This is a genomic window from Deinococcus humi (assembly GCF_014201875.1).
GTDB lineage: Bacteria > Deinococcota > Deinococci > Deinococcales > Deinococcaceae > Deinococcus > Deinococcus humi.
In genome coordinates this window covers 39788-60356 of sequence record NZ_JACHFL010000009.1, presented here as the reverse complement: position 1 = coordinate 60356, position 20569 = coordinate 39788, and the positions used below count along the sequence as shown (strand labels likewise).

At 67.4% G+C, this 20569-nt stretch carries 22 protein-coding genes; 11 read left to right on the top strand and 11 right to left on the bottom strand.

Features of this window, described 5'->3' with window-relative positions; genetic code table 11:
• Positions 1 to 2 precede the first annotated feature (2 nt).
• Both HNQ08_RS16055 and HNQ08_RS16050 read right to left on the bottom strand, forming a co-directional pair.
• A complete protein-coding gene (locus HNQ08_RS16055) occupies positions 3 to 416 on the bottom strand; it encodes an NUDIX domain-containing protein (protein WP_229790226.1) in 414 nt (137 codons plus the stop codon).
• Positions 413 to 1948, bottom strand: coding sequence for a phytoene desaturase family protein (locus HNQ08_RS16050; protein WP_184134266.1), 1536 nt, complete (start codon positions 1946 to 1948; stop codon positions 413 to 415). The genes HNQ08_RS16055 and HNQ08_RS16050 overlap by 4 nt, the downstream gene beginning before the upstream one ends.
• 95 nt (positions 1949 to 2043) lie before the next feature.
• Here HNQ08_RS16050 and HNQ08_RS16045 point away from each other — a divergent pair, with 95 nt between their 5' ends.
• Both HNQ08_RS16045 and HNQ08_RS16040 read left to right on the top strand, forming a co-directional pair.
• On the top strand, positions 2044 to 2505 hold the full coding sequence (locus tag HNQ08_RS16045) for a GNAT family N-acetyltransferase (RefSeq protein WP_184134262.1): 462 nt from the start codon (positions 2044 to 2046) through the stop codon (positions 2503 to 2505).
• Between the two features lie 24 nt (positions 2506 to 2529).
• The gene (locus HNQ08_RS16040) at positions 2530 to 2757 is read left to right on the top strand and encodes a hypothetical protein (RefSeq protein WP_184134259.1); all 228 of its coding nucleotides are present in this window, start codon (positions 2530 to 2532) and stop codon (positions 2755 to 2757) included.
• 1 nt (position 2758) lies between these two features.
• Here HNQ08_RS16040 and HNQ08_RS16035 read toward each other — a convergent pair whose 3' ends face one another.
• Both HNQ08_RS16035 and HNQ08_RS16030 read right to left on the bottom strand, forming a co-directional pair.
• Entirely contained in the window at positions 2759 to 3286 is a 528-nt protein-coding gene (locus HNQ08_RS16035; protein WP_342355702.1) for a GNAT family N-acetyltransferase, read from the bottom strand.
• A gap of 62 nt (positions 3287 to 3348) precedes the next feature.
• Positions 3349 to 3807, bottom strand: a complete 459-nt coding sequence (locus HNQ08_RS16030) for a ketosteroid isomerase-related protein (RefSeq protein ID WP_184134257.1) — start codon at positions 3805 to 3807, stop codon at positions 3349 to 3351.
• A gap of 239 nt (positions 3808 to 4046) precedes the next feature.
• Here HNQ08_RS16030 and HNQ08_RS16025 point away from each other — a divergent pair, with 239 nt between their 5' ends.
• The 4 genes from HNQ08_RS16025 to HNQ08_RS16010 all read left to right on the top strand — a co-directional run bounded on the left by HNQ08_RS16025 (position 4047) and on the right by HNQ08_RS16010 (position 8058).
• Positions 4047 to 5480, top strand: a complete 1434-nt coding sequence (locus tag HNQ08_RS16025; protein WP_229790227.1) for a hypothetical protein — start codon at positions 4047 to 4049, stop codon at positions 5478 to 5480.
• Between the two features lie 60 nt (positions 5481 to 5540).
• Positions 5541 to 6599, top strand: coding sequence for an A/G-specific adenine glycosylase (mutY, locus tag HNQ08_RS16020; protein WP_229790228.1), 1059 nt, complete (start codon positions 5541 to 5543; stop codon positions 6597 to 6599).
• Positions 6600 to 6642: 43 nt separating this feature from the next.
• The gene (locus tag HNQ08_RS16015; RefSeq protein ID WP_184134254.1) at positions 6643 to 7473 is read left to right on the top strand and encodes an isoprenyl transferase; all 831 of its coding nucleotides are present in this window, start codon (positions 6643 to 6645) and stop codon (positions 7471 to 7473) included.
• Positions 7474 to 7554: 81 nt separating this feature from the next.
• Complete coding sequence (locus HNQ08_RS16010; protein WP_184134252.1) at positions 7555 to 8058, top strand: hypothetical protein; 504 nt, start codon at positions 7555 to 7557, stop codon at positions 8056 to 8058.
• Positions 8059 to 8073: 15 nt separating this feature from the next.
• Here HNQ08_RS16010 and phoU read toward each other — a convergent pair whose 3' ends face one another.
• The 3 genes from phoU to HNQ08_RS15995 all read right to left on the bottom strand — a co-directional run bounded on the left by phoU (position 8074) and on the right by HNQ08_RS15995 (position 10462).
• Positions 8074 to 8718, bottom strand: a complete 645-nt coding sequence (gene phoU / locus HNQ08_RS16005) for a phosphate signaling complex protein PhoU (protein WP_184134250.1) — start codon at positions 8716 to 8718, stop codon at positions 8074 to 8076.
• 86 nt (positions 8719 to 8804) lie between these two features.
• Positions 8805 to 9776 (bottom strand): sensor histidine kinase, encoded by a 972-nt coding sequence (locus HNQ08_RS16000; protein ID WP_184134559.1) that lies wholly within the window; start codon positions 9774 to 9776, stop codon positions 8805 to 8807.
• Positions 9773 to 10462: a winged helix-turn-helix domain-containing protein gene (locus tag HNQ08_RS15995; RefSeq protein WP_184134248.1), complete on the bottom strand. Its 690-nt coding sequence runs from the start codon at positions 10460 to 10462 to the stop codon at positions 9773 to 9775. The genes HNQ08_RS16000 and HNQ08_RS15995 overlap by 4 nt, the downstream gene beginning before the upstream one ends.
• 201 nt (positions 10463 to 10663) lie before the next feature.
• Between HNQ08_RS15995 and metK the strand changes: the two genes are divergently transcribed.
• Entirely contained in the window at positions 10664 to 11899 is a 1236-nt protein-coding gene (gene metK / locus HNQ08_RS15990; protein ID WP_184134245.1) for a methionine adenosyltransferase, read from the top strand.
• Positions 11900 to 11984: 85 nt separating this feature from the next.
• Here metK and HNQ08_RS15985 read toward each other — a convergent pair whose 3' ends face one another.
• Together HNQ08_RS15985 and HNQ08_RS15980 are read right to left on the bottom strand one after the other, a co-directional pair.
• On the bottom strand, positions 11985 to 12929 hold the full coding sequence (locus HNQ08_RS15985) for a pseudouridine-5'-phosphate glycosidase (RefSeq protein ID WP_184134243.1): 945 nt from the start codon (positions 12927 to 12929) through the stop codon (positions 11985 to 11987).
• Between the two features lie 27 nt (positions 12930 to 12956).
• Positions 12957 to 13913, bottom strand: coding sequence for a carbohydrate kinase family protein (locus HNQ08_RS15980; RefSeq protein ID WP_229790229.1), 957 nt, complete (start codon positions 13911 to 13913; stop codon positions 12957 to 12959).
• Positions 13914 to 14066: 153 nt separating this feature from the next.
• Between HNQ08_RS15980 and minD the strand changes: the two genes are divergently transcribed.
• From minD to HNQ08_RS15960, 4 genes are all read left to right on the top strand, one after another.
• Positions 14067 to 14867, top strand: a complete 801-nt coding sequence (gene minD / locus HNQ08_RS15975) for a septum site-determining protein MinD (RefSeq protein ID WP_184134238.1) — start codon at positions 14067 to 14069, stop codon at positions 14865 to 14867.
• A gap of 1 nt (position 14868) precedes the next feature.
• Positions 14869 to 15120, top strand: coding sequence for a cell division topological specificity factor MinE (gene minE / locus HNQ08_RS15970; protein ID WP_184134235.1), 252 nt, complete (start codon positions 14869 to 14871; stop codon positions 15118 to 15120).
• Between the two features lie 200 nt (positions 15121 to 15320).
• Entirely contained in the window at positions 15321 to 16400 is a 1080-nt protein-coding gene (locus HNQ08_RS15965; protein ID WP_229790230.1) for an FtsW/RodA/SpoVE family cell cycle protein, read from the top strand.
• 28 nt (positions 16401 to 16428) lie between these two features.
• Complete coding sequence (locus HNQ08_RS15960) at positions 16429 to 17661, top strand: MFS transporter (protein WP_229790231.1); 1233 nt, start codon at positions 16429 to 16431, stop codon at positions 17659 to 17661.
• Between the two features lie 19 nt (positions 17662 to 17680).
• Here the strand turns inward: HNQ08_RS15960 and HNQ08_RS15955 are convergent, their stop codons facing one another.
• Together HNQ08_RS15955 and HNQ08_RS15950 are read right to left on the bottom strand one after the other, a co-directional pair.
• The gene (locus HNQ08_RS15955; RefSeq protein WP_184134232.1) at positions 17681 to 18403 is read right to left on the bottom strand and encodes a dienelactone hydrolase family protein; all 723 of its coding nucleotides are present in this window, start codon (positions 18401 to 18403) and stop codon (positions 17681 to 17683) included.
• A gap of 72 nt (positions 18404 to 18475) precedes the next feature.
• Positions 18476 to 20557 (bottom strand): S9 family peptidase, encoded by a 2082-nt coding sequence (locus tag HNQ08_RS15950; protein ID WP_184134229.1) that lies wholly within the window; start codon positions 20555 to 20557, stop codon positions 18476 to 18478.
• Positions 20558 to 20569 lie beyond the last annotated feature (12 nt).

Sequence of the window (20569 nt, the reverse complement as noted above, 5' to 3'; positions counted from 1 at the left end):
GGTCAGCTCCTGGCGTGTCGGGACGGGGCTACAGCCTGCCCCAGCGCCTCAAAATACCGCGCTGTCGTCCCAGAAACCGCCTGGGGCAGAGCGTCCAGCGGCCACCAGCGCGCCTCCCGGGCATCGTCGCCCGCCTGCACTTCTTCCCCGCAACAGCTGGCAATAAAAAGGTGGGTCTCCCACTCCACCACATTTCCGTCTGGATAGGTGTAGGGGTGCTGGAACACGGCCAGCGGGCGAAGAACGCCGGCACCCAGGCCGGTTTCCTCGGCCAGTTCGCGGCGGGCGGTGTGCTCAGGGACCTCGCCAGCTTCCGCGCCCCCGCCCGGCACGTCCCACAGGCCGTCGTCCCCTCGCCGGATCAGCAGCACCTCTCCACCCTTCAAGACGGCCACGCCCGCGCCCATGCGCCTCATTTCCAACCTCTGCGCGTCAGGTCCCTGACCAGCACCTGCGCCGCGTTGCGGCCACTCGCGCCCATGATGCCGCCGCCGGGGTGGGTGCTCGCGCCGGTCAGGTACAGGCCTTTCAGATTCGGCCACCTGTACTGGCTGGCCCGCATCCATGGGCGGAAGGAGAACATCTGGTCAAAGCTCATTTCCAGGTGCATCACGTTGCCCCGGTGCAGCCCCAGATTGGTTTCCAGCCACTGCGGCGTCTGCACCAGCTCGCCCACGATCGTGTCGCGCGTGCCGGGGGCGTAGTGTTCAAAGGCGTTCAGAATGTTCTCTCTGGCCTCGGCGGTCCGCATTTCCCAGCTGCCAGACGACAGTTCGTACGGGTAATACTGCGCCCACAGCCACAGCGCCTCGCCGCCAGGGGGAGCCAGCGAGTCGTCCACGGCGCTGAAGCTCATGGCGATCAGGGGCGGGTCGCTCGTCGGCTCTCCGGCCAGGTACTGTCCGTACCCCTTCATCAGTTGCTGCTCGTTCTTGATCAGCAGGCCCAGGCCCACGCGGCTGCCGGGCTCGGTGTGGTGACGGTACCGGACCTGCTCGGACAGCGCGAGGCGCAGCACCATGCCAAAGCCGTTACCCACCCGCACATTCCGGGCAGATGGGGGTACGAACTCGTCCGGCAGCGCCCCGGCGGTGGTCAGCACATGCGCCCCGGACACGACGGCGCGGGCGGTGTAGGTCTCGCCATTCTCCAGCCGGATGCCCTGCGCCTTGCCGTCTTTCACCAGAATGTCCTTCACCGGGGCGTTGACGAAGACCTGGCCGCCATCGGCCTCAATCGCCCGCTTGAGGGCTTGGGTCAGCCCGCCGCTGCCGCCCTTGGGCCGGGCCACGCCACCCTCGTGGTACAGCGGATGCCACAGCAGAAAGGGGGCGCTCAGCGGATCGGAGGGCGGCGGTCCGCTCTGGGCGGCCATCCACACCAGCGGCGCCCGCACGCGCTCGTCGGTGAAGTATTCCCTCGCCACCTCGCCGTAGGGCTTGAGGATGCGCGGCAGCTGTTCCATCCAGTCGCGGCCCTTGCCCGAACTGACCACCATCTTGCCCATGTCCAGTGGCCCCGGCGCGGAGTTGAACAGATCGGCCACGCTGCGGGCAAACGGCGTCCAGTCGTCCAGAAAGCGGGTGTAGGCCTCGCCCTGACCGGGAAACAGAGCCTCCAGGTCGCGGGCGGTGCGGCCCGCATCACGGTGGATGAACCACGGAGTCTCGCCGTTGTAAGCGTGGAACATCGGGTCCACTTCCAGGTAGTGCAGGCCGTGGCGGCTCAGCTCCAGCTCACGCACCACCGGGGTCATGCGAATCAGGATGTGGGCGCTGCCGCCGTAGTCGAAGCGGTAGCCCGGCACCAGTTCCTCGGTACTGACCGCTCCGCCGACCAGATGCCGCCGCTCGAACACGCCGACCTTCAGGCCTGCCTTGGCCGCGTAGGCCGCCGTTACCAGTGCATTGTGGCCCGCCCCCATCACGATCACGTCAAAATCCGGCATTCCGGCAAGTCTGCCATGAAGACGGCAGGCGAGACGGGAAGGGATGCGCCAGAAGGCCGATGCGTGCCTTTTGACGCCTCATTCACACTAGACGCATGCCCCCCTTCAATGTCCGCCGTCTCGGCCCTGGCGATGAACATGTTCTCGCACAGATCGCCCAGGATGAAACCGACTTCACAGGCGAGGAGCCCAGCCCGCCCCTGTCCCCCGAGGCAGCTCACGACTATCTGTCCGATCCTGCCGTGTGGCACTGGCACGCCGAGACGGACGGGCAGCCTATCGGCTTCCTGATGGCCTACGTTCACCGTCAGCGGCACGGCGAGGCCCGGCACGTCATGTTCGAGGAGATCGGGGTGCGCGAGAGCTGGCGCCGGCGAGGCGTGGGACGCGCGCTGCTGGCCGCCCTGCACCGGCAGATGCGCGCCGAGAGTATAGGGGAGGTCTGGGTGCTGTCCGACAACCCGGAAGCGCAGGCGTTTTACGAGGACGGCGGGTACGCGGTGGACGAGTTACAGGGAGTGCTGCTGTCGCGACAGGTGGATGACAGAGAAGCGTAAGAGGGCAGCCCCTACAGTGAACCCATGTTTGGCAACCGCCGCGTGCCCCCCCACATCGTCCTGTACTTCAGCGTGCTGCTGGGGGCGTTGTGCGCGCTGGGGGCGTTCTTTGCCGTGCGCTCGGGGAGCTGGGGGTGGGCCGCCGTGGCCGTCGTGATGGCCGTGTGGTTCATCGTGGACGCGGTGCGTTCCCACGGCTGGAACGAGAACAGGAAGCGCCTGGCGGCAGAGAAACAGGCCGCCGCGCGCTGATCTACCCCTGCTCGCGCCTGAGCCAGAAGCGCATCAGCTTGGGCGTCTGGGCAGTCTCGCCCACATCCTGCCAGGTCATCGTCGTTTGTAAATCGGGCCGCTCGACGTAGCCCCGCGCGGCCCAGAAGGCGTTGAGTGGCCGGTAGTCGGCGGGCCGCGCCGGATGGTCTTCTGGACGTTGCACGGCGCAGAAGGCCGTCACAGGCAGTCCCAGCCGCCGCGCATGTGCCTCACGTTCGTCGAAGAAGGCATGGCCCAACCCGCGCCCCCGGTATTCGGGCCGCAATATGCTCTCGCCCAGGTACAGCACCTCCGAAATGCCAACTTCGGAGGCTGTGAAAGGCGCCCTGACCTCCGGCGTCTCGTGGGTCAGTGGAACGGCGGTGCTTGCGCCGACCACCTCCTGGCCGTCGCGGGCCAGGACGACCACCGCCTCCCCGGTGTCCAGGTAGGTCCGCAGGTACTCTTCCTCGTACTCAATCGTGCCGTCGTACAGGTACGGGAAGGCGCGAAAGACGCCGATTCTCAACCGGGCCAGATCGGCGACGTAGGGCCGCGCTGCGGGGCCGCTCAGGGCCGTGACCGAGACGTTCAGCCGCCCACCTGCCGGGTCCAGTCCTGAAGGTTGTAGTAGTTGCTCACGCGGGCGATCTGGCCACCATAGACCTCGAAGAACGCGCCCACAGGCAGCGCATATTTCTGACCCCTGGCGGAGGGGAGGTCCGTGTCGGTCTTCAGGTACTCGCCATGGATCACGAATTCGGCGGCGGCGCGCACGCCATCGGCGCTGACCAGCACGGTCAGATCACGGGCCTCCTCACGGTAATGGGTCTCCATGTGGGCCAGAAAGGCGCTGAAGGCTTCCCGGCCCAGTTCGCTGCCACCCTGATTGATGTCGTGTTGCACGTCGTCGCTCAGCAGTTCCAGCATGCCCGCCGGATCGCTGTTATTGAAGGCCGCGTAGTAACGGGTGATCAGCTCGTGCGTTCTCGCCTGCGGGCTGGGAGCCGTGTCAGACGCCGGGTGGGAATCAGAGGGGCGTGAATTCATGTCCGTCAGGATAGGGTCACTCGGGTGGCGCGGTGGTCTCAGCGCTGCCAGAGCTTTGCCTCATGAAAGTGCTGTGTGAACCGCGCCCGGCACTTGGGCCCGGGCGCCGGGGGTATGGGGGACACTTGTGCCCCCGCCGACGGCGTGTTCTGCTAGTTTAGAAGGCAATTAAGACCGCAGCATCACGCGCCGTTGGCCGGTCAGGTCAGGTGCGTGTGTTCCAAATGGAGGTTTCCCGCATGAAATCAATGCGTTACATCGTGACCCGTCCCTGCCTGCAAGAAGGCAGCCTGAGCATCCTCAAGTACCTCCAGTCCACCTTTCCCCAGAGTGGTCCAGCTGTTTTTGTCGATGACAAGGGCGAGGAACACACCGTGCAGGTGGATACTGAGCGTGCTCGTGTCTGGGGCCTGGGCGGGCTGTATCACGCGCAACATCTGGGCGTGAACGACGTGTTGATCCTGACCAATCTGGCCCCGGCGCGCTTTCAGGTGGAGGCCATCGTCAAACCTCATGCCCCGCCGCCCCTGCCCCGGCGCGAGCAGAGCAAGGCTCCGGAAACGCGGCGCGTGGTGGTGTCGTCCACCGCCCATGTGCGTGAGGTCCGCATGCAGGAGGTGACATCTCAGCAGGCCGAGGCCCAGCCGACACCGCCCGCCGAGACCAGTGCCCTGGATAGCGACAGCCAGGAGATCAGGGTGACCGAGCTGCGGCCCAGCCACGCTGAGAGGGCAGCTGAGGCCAGGGTCAGTGTGCGGAAAGTCAGTGAACAGAACGCCCCTGAGCTGAAGGTCGGCGAGCAGACTAGCGAAAGGACCAGGGCCGACAGGAGGGGTACACCCCTACCTACCACTTCGCCTACAGCGTCCTCCCCGCTGACCCGCGTCGGCGGCGAGACTTCCCGTGCGGAAGGCCGGGCTGGCGCGGCGACGGGGACCCTGGCGACCACCATACCTGCCACCGTTGTTGCGCCGTCGGTCAGCACAGAGTTGCACGGCGCCGAAGCCCAGCTGGCCGAACTGGCCCGTCTGACTGGCTACCGCCTGGACAATCTGGGCGGCGGCGTGCTGCGCTTGAAGGCCGAACTGGGCGCACACGGTTACGCAGTGCTGGTGGCGATGGATGAGGCGGCGAGAACCGCGCCCGCCTGGAACGAGGAGCAGGGGTACCGCGTCCTGCTGTGCAGTGAGGATCAGCATCCCGAGAATGTGTCCCGCCTGACCCATGAGGCGCTGGCCGCCCTGAACGAACACGCGCGGCTGGCCCCGCTGTCCCCGATTGACCTGCGCGGGTACTGGAAAGCCGGACATGTCGACCTGGAATCCGCCGCCAGCATCGCCGAACTGGTCAGCGCCCATCTGGCCCAGCGCGGCATCTTCAGCTTCGTGCTGCTCACGCTGGCGCAGCAGCCCGCCCACAGCGTGATCAGCGTGCCGCGTCTGGCTGAGAAGCTGGGCAGCGGCGTCAATTACGCCGAACTGGGCAGCATCTTGGAAACCCTGACCCGCGCTCCCTTCCTGGCCCTGACCCCGCTGCCCGGCGGCCAGTTCCTGCTACGCACTGACGTGGCGGACATCCTGACCGATCTGGCCGAGTACTCCGATGGCGTGCGCCGCCGCATCCGCACCCCTGCCGCTGCCGGCGCAGTGCGGCGTGAGAGCGTCCGGGGCTAAGCACCTTCACTCCGGCAAGACACCACGGTTGACCGGTCACCGCGCCTCTACACTGGCGCGGTGACTGCCATTTCAACCCCTCTCCCCGAGCTGCGTGCGGCGCTGCTGGCATGGTTCGATTCTGCGGGCCGTGACCTGCCGTGGCGGCTGGGCACCGAGGGCCAGCGCGATCCCTACCGCGTTTGGGTGGCCGAGATCCTGTTGCAACAGACCCAGGTGGCGCGCGGCCTGCACTACTATGACCGTTTCCTGGAGGCATTCCCCACCGTGCAGGCGCTGGCCGAAGCGCCCATCCACGAGGTTCTGAAAGCCTGGGAGGGCTGCGGCTACTACGCCCGTGCCCGCAACCTGCACCGCGCGGCGAAGCTCATCGCTGCGGACGGCTTTCCTGGCAACTATGACGGCTGGCTGGCGCTGCCAGGGGTGGGGCCCTACACGGCCGCCGCCGTGGCGAGTCTGGCCCACGGGGAGGCCCGTGCCGTCAACGACGGCAACGTCCGCCGGGTGCTGGCGCGGCTGTACGGCCAGGCGCAGCCGACAGACGCGTGGATCGGGGCGCGGGCCGACGCTCTGTTAGACGCTGCTCGCCCCGGTGCGTGGAACGAGGCGGTCATGGATCTGGGCGCAACCGTCTGCACGCCCAGAGCGCCGCGCTGTCCCGAGTGCCCACTGGCCGCCTGGTGCGCGGCGCTGGCGAGCGGCACCCCCACCGCTTTTCCGGCCCCCAAAGTCAGAACGGCGGTGCGGGCGGTGGAGGCGGTGGCCCTCTTGATCGGCGACGGGCACGCAGCGGTGCTGGAGCGGAGAGAGGGCAAACTGCTCGGTGGCCTGATGGGCTTGCCCATGCTTGAGCTTGGCCCGGACGAGACGCTCCAGGGAACGCTGGAAAAGTTGTGTTGCCGCCTGGGTGCGCGTTCCGGAGAGCTGCTGGGGCAGGTCAGCCACAGCATGACCCATCGCCAGATCACCCTGCACGTCTATGCGGGCACGTCCGATCTTCCCCGGCAGATCGTGGCGACTGCGGCCCTCTCAAAACTGGACCACAAGGCGCTGGGGCTGCTGCGGACGCGGCAGCAGGGTCTCTTTGCCGAACCGCTCATGCAAAGTTCATCCGTTTGAGGGATGCCCCGATCTTTTTTCGCGCGCTACACTACCCCTGCTTATGAAGTCCAAGTCCACCGCCGCCGCCGTCCGCACGATTCAGAAAACGCGTAGTGCGGCGCGTGGGGCGCTGCTGTGGGGCTACGAGCAGCGCCTGGCCCGCGCCGTGGCGACAGGGGGCAAGCTGCCGCGTCATCTGGGCCTGATTCTGGACGGCAACCGCCGGTACGCGCGGGCCGGTGGTATGGGACGCGAGATGGGGCATTCCTTCGGGGCCGACAAGGCCCACGAGGTCTTGCAGTGGTGTCTGGAACTGGGCATTCCCGCCGTGACCATCTGGGTGCTGTCCACCGACAACAGCAGCCGTGATCCGGAGGAAATCGCGCACATCCTGAGTCTGCTGGAGCGAGAGGCGCTGAACCTGTCCACAGACCCGCGCATCCACGCCAACCGGGTGCGGGTGCGGGCCATCGGGCAGCACAGCAATTTCCCAGGGCACGTGCTGGACGCCCTGCGCGAACTGGAGTCCAAGACCGCCCACTACGACGGTATGCGTTTGAATATCGCCGTGGGCTACGGCGGGCGTGAGGAGATCGTGGACGCTGTGAAGCTGCACCTGGCAGCCCAGGCCGCTGCCGGGGTCCGGCTGGAGCAGGCTGCCGCCGAACTGGCCCCGGACCACATCAGCGCGCATCTGTACACCGCCGACACCCCGGACCCCGACTTCATCATCCGCACCAGCGGCGAGATCCGGTTGTCGGGCTTCATGCTGTGGCAGAGCGTGTACTCCGAGTTCTACTTCTGCGACGTGTACTGGCCGGGCTTCCGGCGGGTGGACTTCCTGCGGGCGCTGCGCGACTTCCAGGGTCGGGACCGGCGTTTCGGGAAGTAGGGCCGCTTGGACGGAACGTCCCCACCGGGGGCAGGCAAATCTTCGTCTCTTAGGCGCGGCAATCTCCTACACTCCGCTCTTGTGAAGCCTATCTCTGAAACACCCTTTCTGATTTCCCTCACCGTCTTGACAGCTGCCATCTCTCTGGCGTCCTGTGCGCCCGCCGCGAGCAAGTCGGGTGCCGGAAGCGCGAGCGGTGGAACCTCCAGCGTCCCGGTCCCGCGGTACGCCTTCAAGTCTGGTCAGGTCTGGACCATCAGCGGTCAGGATCAGAACAACAACGCCCTCAGAAGTAAAATTACCTTGACGGACGCCGAGCCGGAGTTTCGCGGCGGCCAGGGCTGGTTCTACGACGGCGACATTGGCTTCATCAACCTGTTTGAGGTGGACCGGGGGACGAACTTCGAGATCTGGGACGTTTCAGACTCCAAGCGCCTGGTGCTGTGTTACGTCCGCCAGTCTTACGACGAAGGGCAGACCAGTTACGAGGGCATTGCGCTGTCAGGTTCGCGCGAAGAGATCAATGGCCTGTTCGCCAAGCTCAGCACGGTGTATGGCGGCAGTTGCCGCGTGACCCGCAGCTGAGGTGCGGCCTGACCCTCAGGCCTCGCGCACGCCCGTCACCCAGTAGCGTACGCGCTCGGCGACGTTTTCCATGTGGTCGCCGACGCGTTCCAGACTGCGCCCCACCCGCATCAGCATCAGCGCCTTGCTGATGTTGCGCGGGTCTTCAAGCATGTAGGTCACCAGCTCGCGCTGAATCTGCTCGTACAGGTCGTCGACCTCGTCGTCCATGGTGATGGTGCCCTCGGCGCGGGTCACGTCGCGGTCGGCAATGGCCGTCCGCAGGTTCTGGCTCATCTCGCCCAGCCGGGCCAGCATGCGCGCCAGATTGACGTATTTCTTGAGTGCTGGGGCCTGGGCCAGCTCCGCGCCGTCCTCGGCCACATGGACCACGTAATCGCCCATGCGTTCGATGTCCGACAGGCTCTTGAGAATCAGCGCCACCAGCCGCAGGTCACGGGCGACCGGCTGGTGCAGCGCGATGATCCGCAGGCACTCGGCCTCAATGCGCGCTTCCTGCGCGTCTACCTCGCGGTCCAGGGCATGAACTTCCTGGAGGCGCTCGGTCTGTTCGTTTAGCAGCACATCGGCGGCCACCGGCAGCATCTGCTCGACGGTGCCGAGCATATTCAAGGCGCCGTTTAGGACGCTTCGCAGATCATTTTCAAGCACTTCACGCATGGGGGCTCCTCGGGGTGGGCGGCGGAAATCCGGGCCGGGCATGTTCGGCAACAGCCCTCGTTCTGGCGGGTCCGTGACACATGGGTTCATCCCAGCCCGCCCACCCCCGGCAGGGTGAAGCAGAAGGCATTGCGTCCACCTGTTCGCGTCGCCCAGGCCTGACCGCCCCAGCCCTGGACGACGCTGCGAACGATGTACAGCCCCATGCCGCTGCCCTGGCCGGTGGCTCCCGCACCGCGGGTGTGCGCCTGAAACAGGCTGTCGGTGTCGGGAATGGGCGGGCCGTGGTCCAGCACACGGACCTCGATCCAGGTCTCACGGGTGGTGGTCTGAATCTCGATGTCCTGGCCCGGCGGGCCGTATTTCAGGGCGTTCTCGATCAGGTTGAGCAGCACCTGCAGCAGTTTGTCGGGATCGGCCCTCACCAGATGGTCCGCGCCGAAGCTCAGGCGGGAACCCTTGGCCGAGAGTTCGCTGTCCAGCAGGCGTTCGGCGCGGGCGAACGCTTCGGCTAGTAGCAGCGTCCGGGCGCGGGTGGGGCGGAAGCCCACCGCCAGATCCTCCACCAGCCGGGCCAGGCGTTCGGTCTCCTGCAGACCCTGGCGCACGAAGTTCTGCGATAACTCGCGCGGCATGTCGTATTCCAGCGCTTCCAGCACGCCCCTGAGGGCGGTGACCGGGGTGCGGAACTCGTGCGAGAGGACGGCGGTGGCCTCGCGCAGCTCCGACTCGCGGCGGCGGTGTTCGGTGGTGTCCTCCACGATCAAGGCGGAGGATTCGCCGTCACGGGTGGCCGCACAGCGCAGGGTCCGCCCGCCAACCTCCAGTTCCAGCTCGCCGCCGCGCTCAATCAGGGCTTCCAGGGTGTGGCGCCGCACCACCTCCAGCACCGGACGCCCTGCCGCCCGCGCCTGGGTCACCCCCCACAGCCGTGAGGCCGCCGCGTTGAGACGAACCACGTTGCCGCCCTCGCAAAGCAGCACGGCCTGGGGCAGCGCGTCGATCCAGAAGTCAGGGGCTGTGCCCGCCTGCTCCTGCTCCGTTCCCTGCGCCGTCATTTCGTCTCGACCCACGGGCGCATACGGTAGCCCCTGCCCCGCACGGTCTCCAGAAAGGCGGGCTGCCCCACCGTCTCACCCAGATGCGAGCGCAGTTGCGTGACGTGCTGGTCCACCGTGCGCTCGCCGCCCAGGAAGTCCGCGCCCCACACCCGGTCCAGCAGTTCGGTCCGCGAGTAGACCCGCCCAATGTGCCGGGTCAGGAAGGCCAGCAGGTCAAATTCACGGCGAGTCAGGTTGAGGCGCTGCCCGCCCACCCGTGCTTCAGCGCCGCCAAGATCGATGGTCAACGGGCCGTTGGCAAGGGTCTGGGGCGTGTCCGGCTGGGTCCGCCGCAACAGGGCGCGCACGCGGGCCACCAGCTCGGCGGCGGAAAAGGGTTTGGTCAGGTAGTCGTCCGCCCCGGTTTCTAGGCCCTCCACACGTTCGGCCTCGGCGGCGCGGGCAGTCAGCATCAGCACGGGCAGGCGGCGCAGTTCAGTGTCGCCGCGCAGGCGTCGCAGGAAGCCCAGCCCGCTCTCGCCAGGGAGCATCCAGTCCAGCACCAGCGCGTCGGCGTCGCTCAGGGCTTCCAGCCCGCCTGCCGTGGACTCGAGGGCCGTGACCCGCAGACCGGCGCGCTCCAGGTGAAAGCGCAGGACCTCCCGCACCGTTCCCTCGTCCTCGATGACAACGACGTGGCTCATTGCCCTCTATTCTGAGGGCTCAGGTCAGGGGGATGTCAGGTGAATGGGGCCCGCCCTTCCTTTTTTGCCCCCCTCCCTGTGCGTTACCCTGCGCTTGCCGCGCTCCGGGCATGGGGCGGGGCCGTCAAGCCGGGCACACAGCGCCATCCCTCTCCAGGCCGTTCTGTGAGACGCCTCCCCGGCACGTACAGGAGCTGAGACATGCAAAAGTTCTACACCTCGGAATCGGTTTCGGAAGGCCACCCGGACAAGCTCGCAGACTTCATCTCGGACAGCATTCTGGACGAATTTCTGCGCCAGGAACCGGGCAGCCGTGTGGCGGTGGAAACCCTGCTGACCACCGGCATGGCCGTGGTGGCGGGCGAGGTCCGCGCCGAGACCGCCCACGTGGATATTCAGAAAACCGTGCGCGAGGCCGTCAAGACGGTGGGCTATACCCGCGCCATCTACGGCTTTGACGCCGAGTACAGCGCCGTGCTGGTGGCGATCCACGAGCAATCTCCGGAAATCGGGGCGGGCGTGGACACCTCCGAGGAATGGCGCGAGATGACCCCGGAGCAGCAGGCCGATCCGTCCAACGCCCACAGCCGCATCGGCGCGGGCGATCAGGGGCTGATGTTCGGCTACGCTACCGACGAAACGCCCGAACTGATGCCGCTGCCGATCTCGCTGGCGCACGCGCTGACGCGCCGGCTCGCGGAACTGCGCAAGGACGGCACGCTGAGCTACCTGCGCCCCGACGCCAAAGCCCAGGTGACGGTGGTGCGTGACGGCGAGCCTCACGAGGGCGGCGCGGTCAGCGTGGATACCGTGGTGATCAGCACCCAGCATGACGAGGAAGCGACCCAGGAGCAGATCCGGGCGGACATGCTGGAACACGTCATCCGCGCGGTGATTCCGGCTGAACTGCTGACCGCCGACACCAAGTACTTCATCAATCCCAGCGGGCGTTTCGTGATCGGCGGCCCGCACGGCGACACCGGTCTGACCGGACGCAAGATCATCGTGGACACCTACGGCGGGGCGGTGCCACACGGCGGCGGGGCGTTCAGCGGCAAGGATCCCACCAAGGTGGACCGCTCGGCGGCCTACTACGCCCGTTACATCGCCAAGAATCTGGTCGCCGCCGGGCTGGCCCGCCGCGCCCTGGTGGAGGTGGCCTACGCCATTGGCCGTGCCAACCCGGTCAGCCTGCGGGTGGACACCTACGGTACGGGCACCCTGAGCGACGAGCGGCTGGCCGAACTGGTGGGGGCCCACTTCGACGCCCGCCCTCAGTCGATCATCGCGCAACTGAGCCTTCAGCGTCCGATCTACGCGCAGACCGCCGCCTACGGCCACTTCGGACGCCCTGAGTTTCCCTGGGAGCAGACGGACCGCGCCGATGGGTTGCGGCTGGCCTCCGCAAGCCAGGAGGCTCAGGCCGCAGGGGTGTAGAGTCCCTCCCCATTCAGCCCTCTCCCGTGTGGAGGGGGCTTTTTGTGTGCGGATTCGGGCGGTTGAGTTGGGCTGGAGGGAAGGTTTATGCCCCTAGGCGCGCGTACTCCACCGCTACCCTGGCGGCCACCGCCGCGTTGTGACGCACCAGGGCAATGTTGGTCTCCAGGCTGCGCCCGCCCGTGATCTCCACGATGCGCCCCAGCAGGTACGGCGTGGTGTCCTTGCCCGTCAGCCCCAGCGCGTTCATATCCGAGAGCGCCTGTTCGATCTGCCCCTCCATCTCCCGGGCGGGAATCTCCGCCTCCTCGGGAACAGGGTTGGCGAGCAGGACGCCCCCGCCCAGGCCCAGCGTCCACTTGGCGTGCAGGACGCGGGCAGCCTCGGCCTCGCTGCCCACGCTCAGGGGCGAGGCAAAGCCGCTGTGACGGGAATAGAAGGCAGGAAACACCTGGCTCCCCAGCGTGATGGCGGGTACGCCCTGGGTTTCGAGGACTTCGAGCGTCAGGCCGATATCCAGGATGCTCTTGACCCCGGCGCTGACCACGCAGACCTCGGTGCGGGCCAGTTCCAGCAGATCCGCGCTGATGTCCATCGTGTGGCCGGCGTCGCGGTGGACGCCGCCCGTGCCTCCCGTGGCGAACACGCGGATGCCTGCAAGTGACGCGATCCGCATGGTGGAGGCCACGGTGGTGGCGCCGTTCTGCCCCAGCGCCACCGTCACTGGCAGGTCACGGGTGCTGATCTTCTGCACGGACTTGTCGGTGGCGAGTGTTTCCAGTTCGTCGGGGCTGAGGCCTACCTTCAGCCGTCCACCCAGCACGGCGATGGTGGCGGGCGTGGCGCCGTTGTCGCGCACGATGGCCTCCACGTCACGTGCCATCCCGACGTTTTGCGGGTAGGGCATACCGTGGCTGATGATGGTGCTTTCCAGCGCCACCACGGGTCTGCCTGCCTCAAGCGCGGCGGCGACTTCCGGGGTCAGGTCCATCAGGGCGGCGATTTCAGGAGAGATGGGGTGGAGCGTCATGGGTCACAGGGTACGTCAGCCTGGCGCCTATTCAGTGGACTGGACCAGCCGCTGCCGTACCGCCGCTCTCGACAGGCCCGGCACCACCGTCTGCGCGCTTTCCACCGTCAGGGCCGCCGCCGCGTGGGCCTCTCGCCCCGCCTCCGGCAGTGATTCCTCGGCCAGCAGCGCGGCCAGAAAGGCGGCCAGCATGGCGTCCCCCGCCCCGGTGACATCCACCACGTCTGCGCTCAGGGCGGGAAATTCGTGGACCTCGTCTGCCACCGACAGCAGACTGCCGCGCAGGCCGCGCCGGACCCACACGACTTCGGCGCCGTGCCCGTGCAACTTGAGCGCCGCCTCACGGATGGTGGCCGCATCATCGGGCACCTCTGTTCCCACCAGCGTCGCGAGTTCGGCCAGATTGGGTGTGATGGCCCAGGGCGCGTGCCCACTGTTCAGCGCGGGGAGCAGCCGCGCCGCTTTGGGCACGCTGACCGGCTCAAAGATGACCCTGCTACCCCCCTCCCTGCCCAGTCTCAGCAGGACGGCGAGCGTCTCGGGCGACAGATTGCCGTCGGCGACGATAAAATTCGCGTCCCGGAACAGCGCCTCCTGCCGGGTCACCGCTGCTGGAGTCAGGGCACCCATGACCTCCATGGCGGCCACCGCGATCAACAACTCCCCACCGTTGTCCAGCACCGCCGTGTACGTTCCGGTGGCGTGTTCCGGGACGCGCAGGGTGGGCGACACGTCCACGCCCGCCGCTGCTGTCAGCCGCAGCAACGTATCGCCCAGCACGTCGGCACCCACGGCCGAGAGCAGGGCCACGCGCACGCCCAGATGGGCCAGCGTCTCGGCGACGTTGCGGGCCACGCCGCCGGGGGTCTGCGCGGCGCGGCCCGGATTGCTGGTGCCAGGAACGGCAGGGGCCAGTGTCTGTACCTTGAGGTCCATGTTTGCGCCGCCGACCACGAGCACCTGGGGGGGAAGAAGGGAGGACATCTGCCCGGTATGGTACCGGGGTCCGGAGTATGAATGGGGGCTGTCATGACGTCGGCACGCTGGGGCCAGGAAAGCTTCAATCTCACGGCAGTCACAGCGCATATGTCTCCCTCCGCCCACGCCCAAGCGTCACAGGCGCTACACTGCCGGGCAATGGATGCTAAGGTAATTGTGGTCACGTCGGGCAAGGGTGGCGTGGGAAAAACCACGACCACCGCGAATATTGGAGCGGCGCTTGCCAAGCTCGGCGAGAAGGTTGTGGTCATTGATGTGGACGTGGGCCTGCGGAACCTGGACGTGGTCATGGGTCTGGAATCGCGGGTGGTTTTTGACCTGATTGATGTGCTGGAGGGCAAGTGCCGCATGAGTCAGGCCCTGATCCGCGACAAGCGCATCGAGAACCTGCACCTGCTGCCGGCCAGCCAGACCCGCGACAAGGACGCGCTGGACCCCGAAGTCTTCAAGGACGTCGTGCGCGGCCTGATCGAGACCGAGGGCTTTGACCGCGTGCTGATCGATTCGCCCGCCGGGATCGAGTCGGGCTTCAAGACGGCGGCGGCCCCGGCGACGGGCGCGTTGGTGGTGGTCAACCCCGAGGTCTCCAGCGTGCGCGACGCGGACCGCATCATCGGTCTGCTTGAGGCGCAGCAGGTCAATGAAATTCGGCTGGTCATCAACCGCCTGCGCCCCAAGATGGTCGCCAGCGGCAACATGCTGTCCGAGGCCGATATTCTGGACATCCTGGGGGTCAAGCCCATTGGCGTGGTGCCTGAAGACGAGGGCATAATCGTGTCCACCAACGTGGGCGAGCCCGCCGTGCTGGGCAAGACCCGCGCGGGCGAGGCTTTCATGGCGACGGCCCGCCGCCTGAAGGGTGAAGACGTGCCGTACCCCAAACCCGATGTGGAGGGTGGATTCCTGGCTGCCCTGCGCCGTCTGTTCGGGGGGGCCTGACATGTTTTCCTGGCTCAAGCGTGGACGGACCAAGGAGACCCTGAAAGACCGCCTGGAACTGGTGCTGGCCTATGACCGCGCCCAGATTCCCCCCGGCAAGGTCGAGGCGCTCAGGAATGATCTGCTGGAAGTCGTGCAGCGCTATTTCCCCACTGGCCATAGCAGCATCGAGATCGAGCAGCGCGGCGACATGGTGGTGCTGCTGGCCAACATCCCCATCGACGAGAACGCGCAGGGCCGCACCAAGCCCTGAAGGCCCTGGGTGCCTTTTGGCCAGCGCCACCGGACTGATGAGGTCTGGCGGCGCTGATTTGCTCTGGGCCTTCCCATGGCTGCGCCCAGCAGCAGGCCCAGGCCAACCGAACTCCAGGCCCGGGACACAGGTTTTCCCGCCGTCCTCAACCCTCATGGACCCACTATGTCTGTGCTGCGCCAGTGCCGTAGCCTGTGGTCGTGAGGGAAGCTTTCAAGTATGACCTGCGTTTTCCGCTGGTGATTGCGGCGCTGTTGCTGGTGGGGCTGATGACGGTCAGTACCGCGGCGCTGTCACCGCGCGCTGCGCCGGGCATTTTCACCAAGCAACTCGTCGGGGTGGCCCTGGCCGCCGTTCCACTGGCGCTGCTGTGGTGGGCGGGCCGGGACCGCATCTACGCTTTCGCGCCGTGGGTGTTCGGGACCGCCCTGGTGCTGCAGGCCAGCACCTTCCTCATTGGCCGCGAGATCAACGGCCAGCGCAACTGGATCGAATTCGGTCCTCTGCAATTCCAGCCGCTGGAAATCCTGAAATTCGCCTTGATCCTCATGCTGGCCGTGGTCTTACGCGCCGGCTACAGGGGCCTGAAAACCTACCTGTGGGCCTTCGCGGTGTTCCTGCCTGCTGTGGGGCTGGTGGCCGTGTCGGACATTGGCGGGGCGCTGGTGCTGAGCGTCATCTTCGGCGTGATGCTGCTGGCCGCCCGCATTCCGTGGTGGCACGCGCTGCTGGCCGTGCTGCTGGTGGGCGCTGCCGTGCCGACAGTGCTGTACCCGCACCTGGAGCCGTATCAGCAAAAGCGCCTGACCATCTTCCTCGATCCGTACCAGGACCCGCGCGGAGCGGGGTATCAGGTGATTCAGAGCACCATCGCGGTGGGATCGGGCGGCGTGCAGGGCAAGGGCTACAAGGGGGGCAGCCAGTCGCACAACGGCTTCCTGCCCGAAGCACACACCGATTTCGCCTTCAGCACCTGGGCTGAGGAGCAGGGGCTTGTGGGCGGCTTGGCGGTGCTGGCCCTGTACGGTCTGCTGTTCTGGGGATTGGCGGGGATGGCGGCGGGCTCGCCGCGCCTGCAGGACCAGATCCTGTTTGCGGGCGTGCTGGGCCAGGTGGGCTTTCAGGCGCTGGAAAACATCGGCGCGGCGCTGGGGGTACTGCCGCTGACCGGAATCACGCTGCCGCTGATCAGCTACGGCTTGAGCAGTCTGGTCAGCACCCTGGCGACGCTGGGGCTGGCCTACGTGATCTACCGGGACCGCTTCGAGGGATCGATCTGAACGCGCGGCAGACCCGGACGGTACAGGAGTGACGGTCACCGCTCCCGCTCCGCCAGCCCCGCCGCCCCCCCTGCGCCTGTCGGGGGCGCAACTGGGACTGATCGCGTCCAACTTCCTGATGTGGGGCGGGTTCTTCGCCGTGATTCCGCTGGTGACGGTGCATTTTGCGGGTTCGGTGGCCTCTGGGGGACTGGGCTGGGCGGCGGCCAGCGTGGGGCTGGTGCTGGGGCTGCGCCAGCTGACGCAGCAGGGCCTGACGGTGCTGGGCGGGGCGTGGGCCGACCGGGTGGGGCCAAAGCCCCTGATCCTGGCCGGATGCGTGCTGCGCTCGCTGGGCTTCGCGTGGATGGCCTTCAGCGGCACCCTGCCCATCCTGCTGGCCTCGGCCCTGCTGGCGGGCATCGGGGGAGGCCTGTTCGACGCGCCCAAAAACGCGGCGATCACGGCAGTCACCCATCCCGCACACCGCACGCGGCTGTTCAGCTTGACCAGCATCTCGGGCAACCTGGGCATGGTCACCGGTCCCCTGATCGGCGCGGCGCTGCTGGGACTGGGCTTTCAGGTGGCGGCGCTGGCCTCGGCGTCGGTGTATCTGGTGGCTGCCGCCGTGATGGGCCTGACCCTCCCGCATGTGCGCCCGCCCAGCCGACCGCCGGGCAGCGGCATGGCCGGGTTGCGGGCCGCCGCCGCCAACGCTCCCTTTCGCCGGTTCACGCTGGTGTTGATCGGGTACTTTCTGCTGAGCACGCAGATCAACGTGGCCATTACCCTCAAGGCCATCGCGCTGGCCGGGCCGCAGGCCACAGGACCGCTGTACGCGGTGTCGGCGGGTCTGGCAGTGGCGCTGCAATATCCGCTGCTGCGCCTCGCCGAGCGCTACCTGCGCGTCCGCACCGTGCTGACGCTGGCGGTGTGCACGGTGGGCCTGGCACTGGGCCTGATGGCGCTGGCCGATGGCTTCGGCGCGCTGCTGCTGTGCGTGGGCCTGTACAGCCTGGGCACCATGCTGGTCTATCCCACGCAACAGACGCTGACCGCCCGTTTCGCGCCAGCTGGGCAGGTCGGCAGCTATTTTGGCTTCAGCGCGATCAGTCTGGGCATAGGTGGGGCGCTGGGCAGCGTGCTGGGCGGCTGGCTGGTGGACGCGGGGGCGAGCCTGGGCTGGCCTGCCCTGCCGTGGCTGTTGCTGGCCGCGACTGGATTCCTGACCGCCTGGGGGCTGCGCTGGGCGCTGCGCGATCTGGCCCCGGCCCCCCGCTGAGAGGGTGTGTTGCGGGGGCCTAGCCCCTGCCTGCCAACCTGTTCTGACCCGCTCCAACCACATGCTCGTCGAAAAATGCCATCACCCGGTTCCAGGCGTCCACGCTGGCAACGGCGTCGAAGTTGGGGCCGTCATTGGCGAACGAGTGTCTGGCGCCCTCGTAGAGCTTGATGTCGTTGGGAATGCCCGCCGCCGTGAGGGCGGCGCGGAGCTGCTCGCCCTGCCCGGTGGTGGGATCTTTGCCGGGGTAGCTGCCCACCACCGGACAGCTGCGCCGCACGGCCTCCAGCGGGCGCGGATTGAAGCCGTAATACGGGGCGATGGCCTGCACGCGCTCATCGGTACAGGCCATTGCCACCGCCAGGCTGCCGCCCATGCAGAACCCCACCGCCCCCAGCCGGGAGGCGTCGACGCCGTCCATTTCGCTCAGCACGGTCAGGGCCGCGCGGGTGTCGTGCACGCCCCCGTGCTCCAGCGAATTCAGGAAGATGCCCGACAACATGCGGGTCATGCAGACCACGCGGTTTTGCTCGGCGAACAGGTCCACCGCGAGGGCGATGTAACCCGCCTGCGCGAAACGGTTCGCGATGCCCCGGATGTCGTCGTTCAGCCCGAACGCCTCGTGCAGGACCAGCACGCCCGGCGCGTTCCCATCCGTGACGGCGGGGCGCGCGAGATAGGCGGGCAGGCAGCGGCCCCTGGAGTGAACCTGGACAGTCTCAATTTGTTCAGGTGAAATCATAGTCCAGGGTAGCGCCGTCCGGTCAGCCGAAGCCCGGATGAAACCAGCGCTGCCGTCGTCTCATCCCCGCAATTATTCTCCCTGCAAGTCCCCGTTCACCGCCGCCAGCGCGAAGGCGTATTCCTCCGCCGCCTCGTTCAGGGCGTCGTAACGGCTGCTGCTGCCGCCGTGACCCGCGCCCATGTTGGTTTTGAGGACCAGCATGCCGCTGCCAGACTGGCGCAGGGTTCGCAGCCGCGCCACGTACTTGGCCGGCTCCCAGTACGCCACGCGCGGATCATTGAGGCCGGTGGAGACGAACAGGTGTGGGTACACGCCTGCCTTCAGGTTGTCGTAGGGGCTGTAGGCGCGCATGGTGGCGTAGGCTCCCGCGTCGTTGGGATTGCCCCACTCGTCGTACTCGGCAGTGGTCAGCGGAATGCTGGCGTCCAGCATGGTGCTCAGCACGTCCACGAACGGCACACCCACGAAGGCGGCTTTCCACAGGTCTGGACGCAGGTTCACGACTGCGCCCATCAGCAACCCGCCCGCGCTGCGGCCCATCGCCACCAGATCGCCCGCCAGACCCGTTGCCCGCAGGTGTTCGCCTGCCGCCACGAAGTCGGTAAAGGTGTTCATCTTGTTCTTCAACCGGCCCGCGTCGTACCAGCCCCGCCCGCGCTCCGAGCCGCCCCGGATGTGCGCGATGGCCCAGACCCAACCCCGGTCCAGCAGCGGCAGCCGGGTCATGGAAAACGCCGGGTCCACGGGAATGCCGTAGCTGCCATAGCCGTACAGCAGCGTCGGCGCAGGCAGAACCGTGTCGCGGCGGCGCACCACGCTCACAGGCACCTGTTCGCCGTCATCCGCCGTGGCCCAGACCATTTCGGAGACGTACTGGGAAGGGTCGTAGTTCGGGACCGGCGTGGCCTTGATCAGCGTGGTCTCCAGCGTGTCCAGATTGAGATCCAGATGTTCGGTCGGCCGGGTCAGGCTGGTGTAGAGGATGCGCGCCGTGTCGGTCTCGTACACCCGGTTGCCGCCAATGCGGACGGTGGCGCTGTCTTCCGGGAACTCCACCCGGCGGGCCGCGCCGTAGCCGTCCGCGCTGCGTGGCAGCACCCACAGACGCGTGAAGCCGCCCTCGCGGCCCGACAGCAGCAGGTGGTCCTTGAACAGGTGCATGCCCGTCAGGTAGCGCTCGGCGGTGTAGGGCAACACCTCGGCGGCGGCCCCGAGATCCAGCTCGCCGTCTTTGGGCAGCCGCACCAGCTTGAATTCCTCCGCGCCCCCGGCGTTGGTCAGGACCAGCCAGTGATCGCCGCCGTCGGCCAGGGTGGCCTCGGTGCCCCGTTCGCGCGGCAGGACGGTCTGGGGTGTGGCGCCAGCGTCGCGGGCGTCCAGCGCCAGCCATTCCTGGGCCATGTTCGCCTCACTGGCGATCAGCAGGGTTGCCCCATTCTCCGAGAGGCCCGCGCCCACCCGGAAGGTGGGGTCATCCTCCTGGAACAGCAGTTCGTCGGCGCCCTGGGGCTGCCCGAGCGTGTGTCGCCAGATCCGGTCGGCACGCTGGGTGTCGTCCTCGGTGGCGTACAGCAGGGCCGAGCTGTCGGCATGCCAGGCCAGGGTCCAGCCGCTGAGGCCGGTCAGTGCAGGCTCGGCCAGCTCCCCGGTCCGGATGTCCAGCACGCGCAGTTCCCAGACCTCCTGCCCGGTCCGGTCCATCAGGTAGGCCCAGTAGCGGCCATCCGGGCTGGGGCGGGTGTGAGAGACCCACACGTTGTCCAGGCCCTCGCTCTTCGTCAGTGCGTTCACGTCCAGCAGGAGCTGCTCGTCCCCTCCGGCGTGCGGGCGGCGCAGGAAGACCGGGTGCGCCTTGCCCTCCAACGTGCGCGTGAAATACAGCCATTCGCCGTCCTGAAGGGGGGGCTGCTCGTCGTCCTCCTGCAGGTGCGAGAGGAGTTCACGGTAGATCGCTGCCTGCGTCTCGCGCAGAGGCAACATCACCGTGTCCAGGTAGGCGTTCTCGGCCTCCAGATGGCCCAGCACGCCGGCGTCGGCCTTGCCGCGCGTCTTGAGCCAGTGGTAGTCGTCCAGGCGCTGCTCGCCATGAATGATGTGGGTGATGGTTTGCCGCTCTGCGTCGGGTGGCCGGGTTTCTGAACGATCAGGCATGCCCAGAGCGTA

Excerpts from the sequence above, each read along its gene's own strand:
- HNQ08_RS16055 (WP_229790226.1), bottom strand. The coding sequence starts at position 416 with ATGAGGCGCATGGGCGCGGGCGTGGCCGTCTTGAAGGGTGGAGAGGTG.
- HNQ08_RS16050 (WP_184134266.1), bottom strand. The coding sequence starts at position 1,948 with ATGCCGGATTTTGACGTGATCGTGATGGGGGCGGGCCACAATGCACTG.
- HNQ08_RS16045 (WP_184134262.1), top strand. The coding sequence starts at position 2,044 with ATGCCCCCCTTCAATGTCCGCCGTCTCGGCCCTGGCGATGAACATGTT.
- HNQ08_RS16040 (WP_184134259.1), top strand. The coding sequence starts at position 2,530 with ATGTTTGGCAACCGCCGCGTGCCCCCCCACATCGTCCTGTACTTCAGC.
- HNQ08_RS16030 (WP_184134257.1), bottom strand. The coding sequence starts at position 3,807 with ATGAATTCACGCCCCTCTGATTCCCACCCGGCGTCTGACACGGCTCCC.
- HNQ08_RS16025 (WP_229790227.1), top strand. The coding sequence starts at position 4,047 with ATGAAATCAATGCGTTACATCGTGACCCGTCCCTGCCTGCAAGAAGGC.
- HNQ08_RS16015 (WP_184134254.1), top strand. The coding sequence starts at position 6,643 with ATGAAGTCCAAGTCCACCGCCGCCGCCGTCCGCACGATTCAGAAAACG.
- phoU (WP_184134250.1), bottom strand. The coding sequence starts at position 8,718 with ATGCGTGAAGTGCTTGAAAATGATCTGCGAAGCGTCCTAAACGGCGCC.
- HNQ08_RS16000 (WP_184134559.1), bottom strand. The coding sequence starts at position 9,776 with ATGACGGCGCAGGGAACGGAGCAGGAGCAGGCGGGCACAGCCCCTGAC.
- HNQ08_RS15995 (WP_184134248.1), bottom strand. The coding sequence starts at position 10,462 with ATGAGCCACGTCGTTGTCATCGAGGACGAGGGAACGGTGCGGGAGGTC.
- metK (WP_184134245.1), top strand. The coding sequence starts at position 10,664 with ATGCAAAAGTTCTACACCTCGGAATCGGTTTCGGAAGGCCACCCGGAC.
- HNQ08_RS15985 (WP_184134243.1), bottom strand. The coding sequence starts at position 12,929 with ATGACGCTCCACCCCATCTCTCCTGAAATCGCCGCCCTGATGGACCTG.
- HNQ08_RS15980 (WP_229790229.1), bottom strand. The coding sequence starts at position 13,913 with ATGTCCTCCCTTCTTCCCCCCCAGGTGCTCGTGGTCGGCGGCGCAAAC.
- minD (WP_184134238.1), top strand. The coding sequence starts at position 14,067 with ATGGATGCTAAGGTAATTGTGGTCACGTCGGGCAAGGGTGGCGTGGGA.
- minE (WP_184134235.1), top strand. The coding sequence starts at position 14,869 with ATGTTTTCCTGGCTCAAGCGTGGACGGACCAAGGAGACCCTGAAAGAC.
- HNQ08_RS15955 (WP_184134232.1), bottom strand. The coding sequence starts at position 18,403 with ATGATTTCACCTGAACAAATTGAGACTGTCCAGGTTCACTCCAGGGGC.
- HNQ08_RS15950 (WP_184134229.1), bottom strand. The coding sequence starts at position 20,557 with ATGCCTGATCGTTCAGAAACCCGGCCACCCGACGCAGAGCGGCAAACC.